Source organism: Sphingomonas sp. CCH9-F2, assembly GCF_001556735.1.
Taxonomy (GTDB): domain Bacteria; phylum Pseudomonadota; class Alphaproteobacteria; order Sphingomonadales; family Sphingomonadaceae; genus Sphingomonas; species Sphingomonas ginsenosidimutans.
In genome coordinates this window covers 1-13,352 of the sequence record NZ_LSJO01000547.1, presented here as the reverse complement: position 1 = coordinate 13,352, position 13,352 = coordinate 1, and the positions used below count along the sequence as shown (strand labels likewise).

The window sequence follows — 13,352 nt, the reverse complement described above, 5'->3', positions numbered from 1 at the left end:
CCACCGCCTCGATCATTCCCGCCTCGCTCGTCCCGTAAAGGTCCAGCGGCCACCCCCCAGCAGCCTTGGTATGCGTTAACCATATCATGGCCTTGCTACCCAGAGGTTAACGATCGCCCTGCCCCGCGCATCGCTCGCCTTGTCGCCCGGCACGGCTCCCGCCCGCACGCGCGACGTTATGGCGCGCGGCGACGCGCTGGTCTAAGGCGCCCGCCATGTCCCTTCGTCTCGCCGTATTTGACTGCGACGGCACCCTCGTCGACAGCCAGGCCAACATCTGCCGCGCGATGGAGGCCGCCTATGCCGCCGCGTCCCTGCCGCCACCGCCGCGCGCCGCGATCCGCGGCATCGTCGGGCTGAGCCTGGTGGAGGCGGTGGCGGTGCTCGCCCCCGACGCCCCGCCCGCGCTCCACGAACAGCTGGCGGAGGATTACAAGGCGGCGTTCCGCGCGATGCGCGCCGCAGGCGAACTGGAGGTGGAGCCACTGTACGACGGCCTGATCGCCGCGCTCGACGCGCTCGCCTCGGCCGGGTGGCTGCTCGGCGTGGCGACCGGCAAGTCCGACCGCGGCCTCGCCCACGTTCTGGCGCACCACGGCCTGTCGGCGCGCTTCGTGACGCTCCAGACCGCCGACCGCCACCCGTCGAAACCGCACCCGTCGATGCTGCACGAGGCGATGGCGCAGGCAGGCGCCGATCCCCACATGACCGCGATGATCGGCGATACCAGCTACGACATGGAAATGGCGCGCGCCGCGGGCGTCCGCGCGGTCGGCGTCACCTGGGGCTATCACGACGCGGCGCAATTATGGGCGGCGGGCGCCGATGCGGTCGTCCACGATTACGCCGACGTGCCGGGGACGCTGGCATGAGCGGGGATCCCGCGATGGGGCGCTGGGCGCTGATGATGGCGGTGCGGGTCGCGGCCACGCTCGGCGCGGTGCTGGGCGTCGTGCTGCTCGGCCGGGCCGAGGCGTGGGGTCCGAAGCTGCTGGGCGTCGCGATCGTCGCCAGCGCGCTATGGGTCATCGCCACCGTGCCGCGCGCGCTGGCGCACCGCTGGCGGACGCCGGAATGAAGCGCTTCTGGAAGAGCGTCGCCATCGACGGCGAGCGCGTCGTCCGGCTCGACGATCGCCCGGTGCGCACCCCCGGCCGCGCCGCACTGGCACTGCCGACCGACGCGCTCGCCGCCGCGGTCGCCGACGAATGGCGCGCGGTCGGCGAGACGCTCGACCCGCGGGCGATGCCGCTGACCGGGCTGGCCAATGCCGCGATCGACCGGATCGCCGCGCAGCCCGCCGCCTTCGCCCAGGGGCTGGCCCGCTATGGCGACAGCGACCTGTTCTATTACCGCGCCGATGCCCCGCGCGAACTGGTCGAGCGGCAGGAGGCCGCCTGGGACCCGCTGCTCGACTGGGCGCGCACCCGCTACGACGTGCATCTCGAAACCACCGCCGGGGTGATGCACCGCGCGCAGCCCCCCGCCACGCTGGCCCGACTGGCAGAGGCGGTGGCGGCGCGCGATGCCTCCCACCTTGCCGCGCTGTCGCCGCTGGTGACGATCACCGGCACGCTGATTGGCGCGCTGGCGCTGGCCGAGGGCGCGACCGACGCCGACACGCTGTGGGCCGCTGCGATGGTGGATGAGGATTGGCAGGCCGAACGCTGGGGCGAGGATACGCTGGCGGCCCAGACGCGCGCGGCGAAACGCCGCGATTACGACGCCGGGGTGCGGTTCCTGTCGCTGTTGTGACGGGTGGACGGGGCGGTCGAATCTCCTCCGTCATGCCGGACCCGATCCGCCCGGCAACGACGGGCCGAACGCCCCCCGCCGCCTACGCCTCGCGCGTGCGCAGCTTGCGGATGAAGCCGATCAGCCCGGTCTGCCGCGACCGCTTCAGCCGTTCCGCCGCCAGGATCGTCTTGACCTTGGCATAGCAGCTTTCGACATCGTCGTTGACCAGCACATAGTCGTACCCGTCCCAATGGCTGACCTCGGCATCGGCGCGCGACATGCGGCGGTCGATGATCTCCTGCGCGTCGGTGGCGCGGCCCTCCAGACGGCGGCGCAGTTCCTCCATCGACGGGGGCAGGATGAACACGCGCACCACGTCGCCGCCGGCGATCTGGTGCAGCTGCTGCGCGCCCTGCCAGTCGATATCGAACAGCACGTCGTTGCCCGCCGCCAGCATCGCCTCCACCGGCGCGCGCGGCGTGCCGTAGCGCTGGTCGAACACATGCGCCCATTCCAGGAACTCGCGCGCCTCCACCATCTCGCGGAACTTGTCGAGCGTCACGAAATGATAGTCGCGCCCGTCCTCCTCGCCCTCGCGGATCGCGCGCGTGGTGGCGGACACCGACAGCGACAGCTCCGGCTCGCTGGCCAGCAGCTTGCGCGCGATCGTCGACTTGCCCGCGCCCGATGGCGAGGACAGGACGAACAGCACGCCGCGGCGCTTCATGTTGTGCGGGTCGGCGGTACGGTCGGAATCCATGGCGGCTGATGGCCCGCCGCCCCCCTTCCCGTCAAGCCGACAGGCGCGCCGCGTGCCAGTCGAGGTGATCGCCCATGAAGGTGGAGATGAAGTGGTAGCTGTGGTCGTACCCCGGCTGCATCCTCAGCGTCAGGTCGATGCCCGACGCCTCGCACGCCGCCGCCAGCAGTTCGGGGCGCAGCTGTTCGGCCAGGAAGCCATCGGCATCCCCCTGATCGACCAGCAATTCCTTCACCCGCGCGCCATCCTCGATCAGCGCGACCGCGTCGTGACGGCGCTTCGCCGCCGCATCGTCGCCCAGATAGCGGTCGAGCGCGTTGCCCCACGGCACCTGCGTCGGCGCGACGATCGGCGCGAAGGCGGACACCGCCCGGAACCGCTCGGGATGGGTCAACCCGATCGTCAGCGCGCCGTGCCCGCCCATCGAATGGCCCATGATCGACTGGCGATCCATGTCCACCGGAAATTCCGCGGCGACCAGCGCCGGCAGTTCGTCGGTGGCATAGGTCCACATGCGATAGTTCGCCGACCACGGCGCCTCGCTCGCATCGACGTAGAAGCCGGCGCCCTTGGCGAAGTCCCACGCCTCCTCATCCGGCACGTCGTCGCCGCGCGGCGACGTGTCGGGCGCGACGAAGATCAGCCCGTGGCGCGCGCAATGCGCGCGGAACTCGCCCTTGTCAGTGACATTGGCATGGGTGCAGGTCAGCCCCGACAGATACCACACCACCGGCAGACGCGCGCCCGGCGCATGATCGGGGACATAGACCGAGAAGGTCATGTCGGTGCCGGTCGCCGTGGACGCATGGCGGTACACGCCCTGCGTCCCGCCATGCGCCCTGGAGGTCGAGACGCTGTCCATCGCTGTTTCCCGGATACAAAGGGGGGCCGCCCCGGCGCCCGGCCGGGGCGGCGACATGGTCACGCCGCGGCCGGCATCCGGTGCATCGCGCACAATTTGTTGCCGTCGGGGTCGCGCAGATACGCCAGGTACAGGTTCATGCCGTTGCCGCTGCGCACCCCGGGCGGATCCTCGATCGCGCGGCCGCCCGCGGCGACGCCCGCCTCATGCCAGGCGTTGGCCTGCTCCGGCCCGTCGACCGCAAAGCCCACCGTCATGCCGTTGCCCGGCGTCGCGGCTTCGCCGTCGATCGGCGGGGTGACCAGGAACAGGCCACCGTTGTGCATGTAGATCAGCCGCCCCTTGGGATCGACCATCCCCGGCCTGCCGCCCAGCGCCGCGAACAGCGCGTCATAGAACGTCTTGGACCGGTCGATGTCGTTCGATCCGACCATCATGTGCGAATACATATCCTGCTCCTCCTCGCTTGTTGTCTCAGAACACCACGACGCTGCGGATGCTCTCGCCCGCATGCATCAGGTCGAACCCCTTGTTGATCTCCTCCAGCGTCAGCCGGTGGGTGATCATCGGGTCGATCTGGATCAGCCCGTCCATATACCAGTCGACGATCTTCGGCACGTCGGTGCGACCGCGCGCGCCGCCGAAGGCGGTGCCCTTCCACACGCGACCGGTGACCAGCTGGAACGGGCGGGTGCTGATCTCCTTGCCCGATTCGGCCACGCCGATCACGATCGATTCGCCCCAGCCGCGGTGCGCCGCCTCCAGCGCCTGGCGCATCACGACCGTATTGCCGGTGCAGTCGAACGTATAGTCACCGCCGCCATCGGTCATCGCGATCAGGTGCGGCACGATCTCGCCGACGTCCTTCGGGTTGACGAACTCGGTCATCCCGAACCTGCGGCCCCATTCCTCGCGGTCCGGGTTGATGTCGACGCCGATGATGCGGTGCGCGCCGGCCAGCTTGGCGCCCTGGATGACGTTCAGGCCGATCCCGCCCAGCCCGAACACGATCACCGTCGCGCCCGGCTCCACCTTGGCGGTGTTGACGACGGCGCCGACCCCGGTGGTCACGCCGCAGCCGATGTAGCAGCTGGTGTCGAACGGCGCATCGGGGCGGATCTTCGCCACCGCGATCTCCGGCAGCACGGTGAAGTTTGAGAAGGTGGAGCAGCCCATGTAATGGTAGATCGGCTGCCCCTTGTAGCTGAAGCGCGTGGTGCCGTCCGGCATCAGCCCCTTGCCTTGCGTCGCGCGGATCGCGGTGCACAAATTGGTCTTCTGGCTCAGGCACGACTTACACTGACGGCATTCCGGCGTGTAGAGCGGGATGACATGGTCGCCCGGCGCCACGCTGGTGACGCCCGCGCCCACTTCGCGCACGATACCACAGCCCTCATGCCCCAGCACGCTGGGGAACAGCCCCTCGCTGTCCAGCCCGTCCAGCGTATAGGCATCGGTATGGCAGATACCGGTCGCCATGATCTCGACCAGCACCTCGCCCGCCTTCGGGCCTTCCAGGTCGAGTTCGACGATCTCCAGCGGCTTCTTCGCCTCGAACGCGACGGCGGCGCGGGTCTTCATGCAATCGGTCTCCACGGTGGGTCGCCCGGCCCTTACGGCGCGCGGCGGGTGCCATCAAGGCGCGAACCGGCTACATCGGCGCGATGACCGATATACCGCCCCGACCGCTCTCTGGCGTGCGCGTCCTGGAACTCGCCCGCATCCTCGCCGGGCCATGGGCCGGGCAGCTGCTCGCCGATCTGGGCGCCGACGTCATCAAGGTGGAACGCCCCGGGGAGGGCGACGACACCCGCCACTGGGGCCCGCCGTTCCTGACCGGCGCGGACGGGGAGGACCTGTCCGCGGCCTATTACCATGCCTGCAACCGCGGCAAGCGGTCGGTCGCGGTCGACATCGCCACGCCGGACGGGCAGGCGCGGGTCCGCGATCTGGCGGCGGGCGCGGACGTGGTGATCGAGAATTACAAGGTCGGCGGGCTCGTCAAATACGGCCTCGACGCCGCCACGCTGCGCGCCGCCGATCCGCGGCTGATCGTCTGTTCGGTCACCGGCTTCGGACAGGACGGCCCCTATGCGCACCGCGCCGGCTATGACTTCATCGTCCAGGGGATGGGCGGGATCATGTCGATCACCGGCGAGCCGGACGGCCCGCCGCAAAAGGGCGGGGTTGCCTTCGCCGACCTGTTCACCGGCGTCTACTCGGTCGTCGCGATCCTGGCGGCGCTGCACGACCGCGCGCGCACCGGCACCGGCACGCATATCGACATGGCGCTGCTCGACACGCAGGTCGCGGTCCTGGGCAACCAGGCCCTCAACTGGATGGCGAGCGGGGTGGTGCCGGTGCGGATGGGCAACGGCCATGCCAATCTGGCGCCCTACCAGAGCTTCCCGACTGCTGACGGCGACCTCATCATCGCGGTCGGCAACGACCGGCAGTTCGCGAAACTGTGCGATGTGCTGGGCGTCCCCGACATGACGCGCGATCCGCGCTTCGCCACCAACCCCGCCCGCGTCACCAACCGTGCCGCGCTGCTGCCGCTGGTCACCGCGCGCACCGTGCTATGGCCCAGCGCCGACCTGCTCGCCGCGCTGGAGGCGGCCGGGGTGCCGGTCGGCCCCGTCAACCGCATCGACCAGGTATTCGCCGATCCGCAGGTGGTGACGCGCGGAATGCGGCTGATGGTCGACGGCCTCCCCGGCCTCGCCGCGCCGATCACTTATGACGGCATTCGTATCCGCGCCGACCACGCCAGCCCGCGGCTCGGCGAGCATCAGGATGCGGAGTGGGCCGCCGATAGAGAAAACCCGCTTTGAAACAAACGTCATCCCAGCGAAAGCTGGGATCTCACTGCAACTGAGCGCGCTCCTCGCCACAGGAGGCCCCAGCTTTCGCTGGGGCGACGCGCATTGAGTGTCCTACGCGTCTCAAACCCGCTTCGAAACACCCGCCTTTGCGGCCTTGCGCCGGTCGTACGCCTTCTTCGCGACATAGGCGCCGCCCAGCGCCATGCCCAGCGGGCCCATGCGCGTCACCGCGCGCGTCGCCAGCGCGCCGAAAAGCGCGCCGCCCGCGCCGCCACGCCCGTCGCGGCGGTCCAGTTCGCGCCCCACCAGCGCGCCGAGAATCGTGCGGATCATGCCTTCACCCTTTCCGAAATCGTGTTGCCCAGCGTCTCGATACCCTTCAGCACGCCCCAGCCGATCGCCCAGGTGGCGACCACCGGCAGCACCACCTTCAGCACGTTGGCGGTGATCGCGCCGTACAGCGCGCCGTCCGCAACGCTGTCGTCGTCGCCCGACATCGCGTCGATTGCGCCGCCGATCAGCGCGCCCATCGTCGTCACACCCATGGTGGCAGGATCCTTCATCGTTACGCCCGCGCTCAATGCGGCACGCGCACGTCAGTTCCCCCGCCCCTCGTTTCCCAGCATCGCTTCCGGGCGCACCACGCGGTCGAACGTCTCGGCATCCACCAGTCCCAGCGCGATGCCCGCCTCCTTCAGCGTCAGCCCCTCGACGTGCGCGTGCTTGGCGATCTTGGCCGCATTGTCGTACCCGATCTCCGGCGCCAGCGCGGTGACCAGCATCAGCGACCGGTCCAGCAACTCGCCGATCCGCGCCTCGTTCGCCTCCAGCCCCTCGACGCAGCGCTGCGCGAAACTCTCGCACCCCGTCGCCAGCAGGTCGATCGAGCGCAGCACCGCCGCGCCGATCATCGGCTTGAACACGTTCAGCTCCAGATGCCCCTGCGCCCCGCCGACGGTGATCGCGACATGATTGCCGATCACCTGCGCCGCGACCATCGTCAGCATCTCGCACTGCGTCGGGTTGACCTTCCCGGGCATGATCGAGCTGCCCGGCTCGTTGGCAGGCAGGTCCAGTTCGCCCAGCCCACACCGCGGGCCGGAGCCGAGCAGGCGGATATCGTTGGCGATCTTCGTACACGCCGTCGCCAGCGTGTTGAGCACGCCCGACAAATGGACCAGCGGGTCGTTGCTCGCCAGCGCCTCGAACATATTTTCCGCGGGACTGAACGCGATCCCGGTCAGCCCGCGCACCTCGGCGCAGAAATCGCGGGCGAAGCCCTTGGGCGCGTTCAGCCCGGTGCCCACCGCGGTGCCGCCCTGCGCCAGCCGGTCGGTCCCCTGCTCCACCGCCGGCTCGATGCGGCGCAGGCAGCGATGGATCTGGTGCGCATAGCCCGAAAATTCGTCGCCCAGCGTCAGTGGGGTCGCATCCTGCAAATGCGTCCGTCCGATCTTGACGATCCCCGACCATTGCCGCGCCTTGGCATCCAGCGCGGCGTGCAGCCGCTCCGCCGCGGGGATCAGCCGCCGCCGCACCGCGATCGAACAGGCGATGTGCAGCGCGGTCGGGAAGCTGTCGTTCGACGATTGCCCGCGATTCACGTCGTCATTGGGATGGACCGGCGCCTTGCCGCCGCGCGTCCCCGTCATGATCTCGTTGGCGCGGCCCGCGATCACCTCGTTGACGTTCATGTTCGATTGCGTGCCGCTGCCGGTCTGCCAGATCACCAGCGGGAACTGGTCGTCCAGCATCCCGTCGGCGACTTCCTGCGCCGCCGCCTCGATCGCATCGGCCTTGTCGGCGGGAAGTCCATGGCGCCGGTTCACCCGCGCGGCCGCCTGTTTCACGATCGCCAGCGCATGGACGATCTCGATCGGCATCCGCTCGCGCGCGCCGAACGGGAAATTCTCCAGGCTGCGTTCGGTCTGCGCGCCCCAATAGGCATCGGCCGGCACCTCGATCGCACCGATCGAATCGGTTTCGGTCCGCGTCGCGCTCATCCTGTCTCTCCGTCCTGTCCGCTGCGTTACCGCATGAACCCGGCGGCGGCGTCAGTCGATCCGCTTCGACAGGAAGTAGCGCGCTTCGCCCGGCGGATAATCGTCGATCTGCCCGAACGCGGCATAGCCCAGCTTCTCGTAGAAGCCGCGCGCCTGGAAACTGTAGGTGTCCAGCCACACGCCGACACACCCCAGCCGCCGCGCTTCCTCCTCCGCCGCCAGCATTAACGCCCGCCCCTCGCCGCGCCCGCGCCGCTCGGGCGGCAGTGCCAGATACTGGACGAACAGCCAGCGATAGCCGGTCGTCCCCCACAATCCGCCGACGATCGCCCCGGCATCGTCGCGCACCGCCAGCGCCACGTCATGCCGCTCGGTCGGACCGGCGGCGGCATCGTTATGCGCCCGCAACGGCGCCAGGATCGCCTCGCGGACGGCGGCGTCGGGATGGGGGATACGGTCGATCATCGGGGTTCCCGGATGGTGGCGGCGACGCAATCACCTGATGCCCCGGTTCGCCTTGTCAATCTACGGGCCGAAGGGCGGTGGCCCAGCCCCCTCCGTTCGCCCTGAGGAGCCGTTGAGCCTGCCGAAACGGCGTCTCGAAGGGCCGGGGTGGCGGCGGTGCTTCGAGACGCGGCTTCGACAAGCTCAGAATCTCCTCTCCACGAACGGCTGGAGGTTGCGGGCCTCGCGTCACCCACTCACCCCACCGCCACGTCACGGGAATGAATCCCGTGACGTCGGACGCGCCCCTGGCGCGCCGGCCGTGACGGTGCGTTGCTGCGCAACCGCGACACAGAAACTGTGTCGCTCGCACCGTCACTTCTTCCGCTTGAAATCCACCGCGACGACGTTCGATCCGTCCTCCACCGGCGCGGCGGGGGGGCCGTCGTTCTCGGCCGGGTCGTGCCCGCCGGGGCCGTCCTCCGGCCCTTCCTGCGCCTGGAACCGCAGCTCGAAATTGACCGCGGGGTCGTGGAATCCGGTGATCGCCGAATAGGGGATCACCAGCTTCGACGGCACCTGGTTGAAGCTGAGCCCGACCGAAAAGCGCCGGTCGTCCACCGTCAGGTCCCAGAAACGGTTCTGCAGGACGATCGTCATCTCGTCCGGGAACCGCTCGATCAGGCGGGCGGGAATGTCCACGCCGGGCGCCTGCGTCTTGAAGGTGATGTAGAAATGGTGCTCGCCCGGTAGTCCCCCCGATTCGGCCACCGTCCCCAGCACGCGGCCCACCACCGCGCGCAGGGCTTCCTGCACGATTTCGTCATAGGGGATCAGGCTGTCGGGCAGCATGTCGTTCATGCCCCCTTGGGTAGCGCCATGATGCGCGGGGTCAAGGTTGCTTGGACGCGCGGCATCGTTATGGGGTGCTGCCCATCATGCGCACCGCCACGATCCGCCGCGACACCAGCGAAACCAAGATCGCCGTCACCGTCAATCTCGACGGCACCGGCGCCTATGCCGTGACAACGGGCGTCGGCTTCTTCGACCATATGCTCGAACAGCTGTCTCGCCATTCGCTGATCGACATGGATGTGACGTGCGACGGCGATCTGCACATCGACCAGCACCACACGGTGGAGGACACCGCGCTGGCGCTGGGCAGCGCGATCGCGCAGGCGCTGGCCGACAAGCGCGGCATCCGCCGCTATGGCGACGCGCTGTCGCCGATGGACGAAACGCTGACCCGCGTCGCGCTCGACATTTCCGGGCGCCCGTGGCTGGTGTGGAAGACCGAATTCACCCAGACCCGGCTGGGCGAGATGGATACCGAGATGTTCCAGCATTTCTTCCACAGCTTCGCCCAGGCCGCCGGCATCACGCTGCACATCGAAACGCTGTACGGCGACAACAACCACCACATCGCCGAAAGCGCGTTCAAGGGCCTCGCCCGCGCGCTGCGCCAAGCGGTGGAGATCGACCCGCGCAAGGCCGACGCGATCCCGTCGACCAAGGGGACGCTGTGAGCGCGTTTCGCAGCAGCGGCGCGCTGTGCGTCATCCTGCTCGACTATATCCGCCCGCTGGCCGACGTGGACGCACAGATGAACGCGCATGTCGCGTGGCTCGAAGCGGCCTTTTCGGGCGGCGCGTTCCTGGTCGCCGGGCGGCGTGATCCGCGCACCGGCGGGGTGATCGTCGCGCGCGGCACCCGCGAGGATGTCGAGGCGATCGCGGCGACCGATCCGTTCGTGACCAGCGGCGTCGCCACCGCGCAGGTCGTGGCGTTCGACGCCCGTTTCGCCGCCGCGGCAGTTCGGGAGTGGCTGGCATGACGCTGGCGCTGATCGACTACCAGGCCGGCAACCTCCACTCGGTCGAAAACGCGCTGCGTGCCGCTGGCTGCACCGACCTCACCGTCACCGCCGACCCGGACGTCGTTGCGTGCGCCGAGCGGATCGTGCTGCCGGGCGTCGGCGCCTTCGGTGCGTGCGCCGCGGCGTTGCGCGCCATCCCCGGCATGGTCGACGCGATGCGCGCGCGGGTCATCGACGGCGGCACGCCGTTCCTCGGCATCTGCGTCGGAATGCAATTGCTCGCCGATACCGGTGAGGAACTGGGCACCCACGCGGGCCTCGGCTGGATCGCCGGCACCGTCCGGCGCATCGACACCGCCGGCAGCGACGCGAAGGTGCCGCACATGGGCTGGAACGATGTCGTCCCCCTCGGCGACCACCCGCTGATCGTGCCGGGCGAGGCCTATTTCCTCCACAGCTACGCCTTCGACGGCGCGTCGGTCGTCGCCACCACCGACCATGCCGGCCCGGTGACCGCCGCGGTCGCGCGCGACACGATCGTCGGCGTGCAGTTCCACCCCGAAAAGAGCCAGCGCTACGGGCTGGCGATGCTCGAAAGGTTCCTTGCATGGAAGCCGTGACCGCCCCGCTGATCGTCTTCCCCGCGATCGACCTGAAGGCCGGGCAGGTCGTTCGGCTGGCGGAGGGCGATATGGCGCGCGCCACCGTCTATGGCGACGATCCCGCGCACCAGGCGACGCTGTTCGCCGAGGCGGGGGCCGGGCATCTCCACGTCGTCGACCTCGACGGCGCGTTCGCGGGCGAAAGCGTCAACGGCGATGCGGTGCGCGCGATCGTCGCGGCCTTCCCTGGCCACGTCCAGCTGGGCGGCGGCATCCGCGCCCCCGCCAGTGTGGAGGCGTGGTTCGACCTGGGCGTCGCGCGCGTCGTGATCGGCACCGCCGCGCTGGAAAACCCGCAGTTCGTCCGCGACATGGCCGCCGCCTTCCCCGGCGGGATCGTCGTCGCGGTGGATGCGAAGGACGGCATGGTCGCGACCAAGGGCTGGGCCGACGTGTCGACCACCAGCGCGGTCGACCTCGCTTGCCGGTTCGAGGATGCCGGCGTCGCCGCGGTGCTGTTCACCGACGTCGGCCGCGACGGCCTGCTCAAGGGCTGCAATGTCGAGGCGACGGTCGATCTGGCGCGGGCGGTCGACATTCCCGTGATCGCCAGCGGCGGGGTGGCGGGCATTGCCGACATCCACGTCCTGGCGTTGCACGCGCGCGACGGGATCGAGGGGGTCATCACCGGCCGTGCGCTCTACGATGGCCGGCTCGACCTTGCCGCCGCGCTCAGCGTCGCCGCCGCCGCCTGACCGGCGCCCGACCGCCGAATGACCAACTTGTAACGCAACACGCCGCCCCGCGCGGCGTATCTTCCGCCATCATCAGTGATGGAGGATGTTGTGAAGCGTTTCGCCGTTCTGATCGCGCTGCCGCTGATGGTGGCCTCGACCTCGCCCGCGCTCGCCAAGGGTTGCCTGCGCGGCGCCGCCGCCGGTGCGGTCGCCGGCCATTATGTCGGCAAGGGTCATGCCGTGATGGGCGCGATGGCCGGCTGCGCCGCGATGCACCACCATTACGCCAAGCAGGCGAAGGCAAAGGCGCAGGCCGCGCCGCGCTGATCGACGGGGCAAGCGATGCTTGCCCCGCACCGCCCGCGCGGGCATGGAGCGGCGCATGACCGTCCGCGCCCGCGTGATCCCCTGCCTCGACGTCGCCGGCGGCCGCGTGGTGAAGGGCGTGAATTTCGTCGACCTGATCGACGCGGGCGATCCGGTGGAACAGGCGCGCGCCTATGACGCGGCCGGCGCGGACGAGCTGTGCTTCCTGGATATCACCGCCAGTCATGAGGCGCGCGGCACGATCCTCGACGTGGTGCGGCGCACCGCCGCGGTCTGCTTCATGCCGCTGACCGTCGGCGGCGGCGTGCGCACCGCCGAGGATGCGCGCGCGCTGCTGCTGGCCGGGGCGGACAAGGTCGCGGTCAATTCCGCCGCCGTTGCACGGCCGGAAGTGGTGGCCGATATCGCCGAACGCTTCGGCAGCCAGTGCTGCGTCGCCAGCATCGACGCGCGCCGCAGCGGCGAGGGATGGGAGGTGTTCACTCACGGCGGCCGCCGCGCCACCGGAATCGACGCGGTCGCGCACGCGCTGCGCCTCGCCGATCTGGGCGCGGGCGAGCTGCTGGTGACCTCGATGGACCGCGACGGCACGCGCGACGGCTACGACCTGGCGCTGATCCGCGCGATCGCCGACCGCACGTCGGTGCCCGTCGTCGCGTCGGGCGGGGTCGGATCGCTAGACGATCTGGTGGCGGGCGTTACGGAAGGTCACGCCTCCGCGGTGCTCGCCGCGTCGATCTTCCATTTCGGGCAGGCCACCGTCGCGCAGGCGCATCAGGCGCTCGCCGCCGCCGGCGTGCCGGTGCGCGCGCATTGAGGCAGCCGCGCGCCGCCGCGGCGATGGCGATGGCCATGCTGCTGTCGGCATGCGGCGGGCGCTACGCTCCGGTCAGCGACTGGCCGGTACGGATCGGCAAGCCCTATCAGGTGCGCGGCACCACCTACACCCCCGCCGCCGACCCGACGTACGACATGCTCGGCTATGCCAGCTGGTACGGCAATGAATCGGGCAAACGTACCGCCAATGGCGAACGCTTCCGCGCCAAGGCGATCAGCGGGGCGCACACCACCCTGCCGCTGCCCAGCTATGTCGAGGTGACCGCGCTCGACACCGGGCGCACCATCCTGCTGCGCGTCAACGACCGCGGGCCGTTCGCGGCCGGGCGGATCATCGATCTGTCGCGCGGCGCGGCGGAGGAACTGGGCGTCCGCCCGCAGGGGCAGGTCGCGGTGCGCGTG

20 protein-coding genes are annotated in these 13,352 nt (G+C 69.9%); 11 read left to right on the top strand and 9 right to left on the bottom strand.

Annotated elements, in window-relative coordinates:
* The first annotated feature begins 215 nt into the window (after positions 1-215).
* From AX685_RS15485 to AX685_RS15475, 3 genes are read left to right on the top strand one after another with little or no spacing between them, the layout of a single operon-like run.
* Positions 216-872 (top strand): HAD-IA family hydrolase, encoded by a 657-nt coding sequence (locus tag AX685_RS15485; RefSeq protein WP_066490232.1) that lies wholly within the window; start codon positions 216-218, stop codon positions 870-872.
* Positions 869-1,078, top strand: a complete 210-nt coding sequence (locus AX685_RS15480) for a hypothetical protein (protein WP_066490230.1) — start codon at positions 869-871, stop codon at positions 1,076-1,078. Before AX685_RS15485 ends, AX685_RS15480 begins: the two co-directional genes overlap by 4 nt.
* A complete protein-coding gene (locus AX685_RS15475; RefSeq protein WP_066490228.1) occupies positions 1,075-1,755 on the top strand; it encodes an ATP12 family chaperone protein in 681 nt (226 codons plus the stop codon). Before AX685_RS15480 ends, AX685_RS15475 begins: the two co-directional genes overlap by 4 nt.
* Before the next feature lie 82 nt (positions 1,756-1,837).
* On the opposite strand, the gene gmk is transcribed toward AX685_RS15475, so the two are convergent.
* From gmk to AX685_RS15455, 4 genes are read right to left on the bottom strand one after another with little or no spacing between them, the layout of a single operon-like run.
* Positions 1,838-2,497: a guanylate kinase gene (gene gmk / locus AX685_RS15470; protein ID WP_066490225.1), complete on the bottom strand. Its 660-nt coding sequence runs from the start codon at positions 2,495-2,497 to the stop codon at positions 1,838-1,840.
* Between the two features lie 31 nt (positions 2,498-2,528).
* Entirely contained in the window at positions 2,529-3,359 is an 831-nt protein-coding gene (fghA, locus tag AX685_RS15465) for an S-formylglutathione hydrolase (protein WP_066490222.1), read from the bottom strand.
* A 59-nt stretch (positions 3,360-3,418) separates the two neighbouring features.
* The gene (locus tag AX685_RS15460; RefSeq protein WP_066490220.1) at positions 3,419-3,808 is read right to left on the bottom strand and encodes a VOC family protein; all 390 of its coding nucleotides are present in this window, start codon (positions 3,806-3,808) and stop codon (positions 3,419-3,421) included.
* A gap of 25 nt (positions 3,809-3,833) precedes the next feature.
* Positions 3,834-4,940, bottom strand: a complete 1,107-nt coding sequence (locus AX685_RS15455; RefSeq protein ID WP_066490218.1) for an S-(hydroxymethyl)glutathione dehydrogenase/class III alcohol dehydrogenase — start codon at positions 4,938-4,940, stop codon at positions 3,834-3,836.
* 83 nt (positions 4,941-5,023) lie between these two features.
* Between AX685_RS15455 and AX685_RS15450 the strand changes: the two genes are divergently transcribed.
* Positions 5,024-6,193 (top strand): CaiB/BaiF CoA transferase family protein, encoded by a 1,170-nt coding sequence (locus AX685_RS15450; RefSeq protein WP_066490216.1) that lies wholly within the window; start codon positions 5,024-5,026, stop codon positions 6,191-6,193.
* Positions 6,194-6,304: 111 nt separating this feature from the next.
* On the opposite strand, the gene AX685_RS15445 is transcribed toward AX685_RS15450, so the two are convergent.
* The 5 genes from AX685_RS15445 to AX685_RS15425 all read right to left on the bottom strand — a co-directional run bounded on the left by AX685_RS15445 (position 6,305) and on the right by AX685_RS15425 (position 9,492).
* Complete coding sequence (locus tag AX685_RS15445; RefSeq protein WP_066490214.1) at positions 6,305-6,517, bottom strand: hypothetical protein; 213 nt, start codon at positions 6,515-6,517, stop codon at positions 6,305-6,307.
* The gene (locus AX685_RS15440) at positions 6,514-6,747 is read right to left on the bottom strand and encodes a hypothetical protein (protein ID WP_331710181.1); all 234 of its coding nucleotides are present in this window, start codon (positions 6,745-6,747) and stop codon (positions 6,514-6,516) included. The genes AX685_RS15445 and AX685_RS15440 overlap by 4 nt, the downstream gene beginning before the upstream one ends.
* Before the next feature lie 33 nt (positions 6,748-6,780).
* Positions 6,781-8,187, bottom strand: coding sequence for a class II fumarate hydratase (gene fumC, locus AX685_RS15435; protein WP_066490212.1), 1,407 nt, complete (start codon positions 8,185-8,187; stop codon positions 6,781-6,783).
* A 51-nt stretch (positions 8,188-8,238) separates the two neighbouring features.
* Positions 8,239-8,652: a GNAT family N-acetyltransferase gene (locus AX685_RS15430; RefSeq protein ID WP_066490209.1), complete on the bottom strand. Its 414-nt coding sequence runs from the start codon at positions 8,650-8,652 to the stop codon at positions 8,239-8,241.
* A 354-nt stretch (positions 8,653-9,006) separates the two neighbouring features.
* Entirely contained in the window at positions 9,007-9,492 is a 486-nt protein-coding gene (locus AX685_RS15425; protein ID WP_066490207.1) for an SspB family protein, read from the bottom strand.
* A gap of 77 nt (positions 9,493-9,569) precedes the next feature.
* Here AX685_RS15425 and hisB point away from each other — a divergent pair, with 77 nt between their 5' ends.
* From hisB to AX685_RS15390, 7 genes are all read left to right on the top strand, one after another.
* The gene (gene hisB, locus AX685_RS15420) at positions 9,570-10,157 is read left to right on the top strand and encodes an imidazoleglycerol-phosphate dehydratase HisB (RefSeq protein WP_066490236.1); all 588 of its coding nucleotides are present in this window, start codon (positions 9,570-9,572) and stop codon (positions 10,155-10,157) included.
* Entirely contained in the window at positions 10,154-10,465 is a 312-nt protein-coding gene (locus tag AX685_RS15415) for a YciI family protein (protein ID WP_066490206.1), read from the top strand. Before hisB ends, AX685_RS15415 begins: the two co-directional genes overlap by 4 nt.
* On the top strand, positions 10,462-11,067 hold the full coding sequence (gene hisH, locus AX685_RS15410; protein ID WP_066490204.1) for an imidazole glycerol phosphate synthase subunit HisH: 606 nt from the start codon (positions 10,462-10,464) through the stop codon (positions 11,065-11,067). Before AX685_RS15415 ends, hisH begins: the two co-directional genes overlap by 4 nt.
* On the top strand, positions 11,055-11,804 hold the full coding sequence (gene hisA / locus AX685_RS15405) for a 1-(5-phosphoribosyl)-5-[(5-phosphoribosylamino)methylideneamino]imidazole-4-carboxamide isomerase (protein ID WP_197418647.1): 750 nt from the start codon (positions 11,055-11,057) through the stop codon (positions 11,802-11,804). Before hisH ends, hisA begins: the two co-directional genes overlap by 13 nt.
* Positions 11,805-11,894: 90 nt before the next feature.
* Positions 11,895-12,113: a hypothetical protein gene (locus AX685_RS15400; protein ID WP_420542569.1), complete on the top strand. Its 219-nt coding sequence runs from the start codon at positions 11,895-11,897 to the stop codon at positions 12,111-12,113.
* Positions 12,114-12,168: 55 nt separating this feature from the next.
* Positions 12,169-12,930: an imidazole glycerol phosphate synthase subunit HisF gene (gene hisF, locus AX685_RS15395; RefSeq protein WP_066490234.1), complete on the top strand. Its 762-nt coding sequence runs from the start codon at positions 12,169-12,171 to the stop codon at positions 12,928-12,930.
* A gap of 23 nt (positions 12,931-12,953) precedes the next feature.
* Positions 12,954-13,352, top strand: a 399-nt coding sequence (locus AX685_RS15390; protein ID WP_066490200.1) for a septal ring lytic transglycosylase RlpA family protein, incomplete at its 3' end; no start/stop codon positions are given.

Excerpts from the sequence above, each read along its gene's own strand:
- AX685_RS15485 (WP_066490232.1), top strand. The coding sequence starts at position 216 with ATGTCCCTTCGTCTCGCCGTATTTGACTGCGACGGCACCCTCGTCGAC.
- AX685_RS15480 (WP_066490230.1), top strand. The coding sequence starts at position 869 with ATGAGCGGGGATCCCGCGATGGGGCGCTGGGCGCTGATGATGGCGGTG.
- AX685_RS15475 (WP_066490228.1), top strand. The coding sequence starts at position 1,075 with ATGAAGCGCTTCTGGAAGAGCGTCGCCATCGACGGCGAGCGCGTCGTC.
- gmk (WP_066490225.1), bottom strand. The coding sequence starts at position 2,497 with ATGGATTCCGACCGTACCGCCGACCCGCACAACATGAAGCGCCGCGGC.
- fghA (WP_066490222.1), bottom strand. The coding sequence starts at position 3,359 with ATGGACAGCGTCTCGACCTCCAGGGCGCATGGCGGGACGCAGGGCGTG.
- AX685_RS15460 (WP_066490220.1), bottom strand. The coding sequence starts at position 3,808 with ATGTATTCGCACATGATGGTCGGATCGAACGACATCGACCGGTCCAAG.
- AX685_RS15455 (WP_066490218.1), bottom strand. The coding sequence starts at position 4,940 with ATGAAGACCCGCGCCGCCGTCGCGTTCGAGGCGAAGAAGCCGCTGGAG.
- AX685_RS15450 (WP_066490216.1), top strand. The coding sequence starts at position 5,024 with ATGACCGATATACCGCCCCGACCGCTCTCTGGCGTGCGCGTCCTGGAA.
- AX685_RS15445 (WP_066490214.1), bottom strand. The coding sequence starts at position 6,517 with ATGATCCGCACGATTCTCGGCGCGCTGGTGGGGCGCGAACTGGACCGC.
- AX685_RS15440 (WP_331710181.1), bottom strand. The coding sequence starts at position 6,747 with ATGAAGGATCCTGCCACCATGGGTGTGACGACGATGGGCGCGCTGATC.
- fumC (WP_066490212.1), bottom strand. The coding sequence starts at position 8,187 with ATGAGCGCGACGCGGACCGAAACCGATTCGATCGGTGCGATCGAGGTG.
- AX685_RS15430 (WP_066490209.1), bottom strand. The coding sequence starts at position 8,652 with ATGATCGACCGTATCCCCCATCCCGACGCCGCCGTCCGCGAGGCGATC.
- AX685_RS15425 (WP_066490207.1), bottom strand. The coding sequence starts at position 9,492 with ATGAACGACATGCTGCCCGACAGCCTGATCCCCTATGACGAAATCGTG.
- hisB (WP_066490236.1), top strand. The coding sequence starts at position 9,570 with ATGCGCACCGCCACGATCCGCCGCGACACCAGCGAAACCAAGATCGCC.
- hisH (WP_066490204.1), top strand. The coding sequence starts at position 10,462 with ATGACGCTGGCGCTGATCGACTACCAGGCCGGCAACCTCCACTCGGTC.
- hisA (WP_197418647.1), top strand. The coding sequence starts at position 11,055 with ATGGAAGCCGTGACCGCCCCGCTGATCGTCTTCCCCGCGATCGACCTG.
- hisF (WP_066490234.1), top strand. The coding sequence starts at position 12,169 with ATGACCGTCCGCGCCCGCGTGATCCCCTGCCTCGACGTCGCCGGCGGC.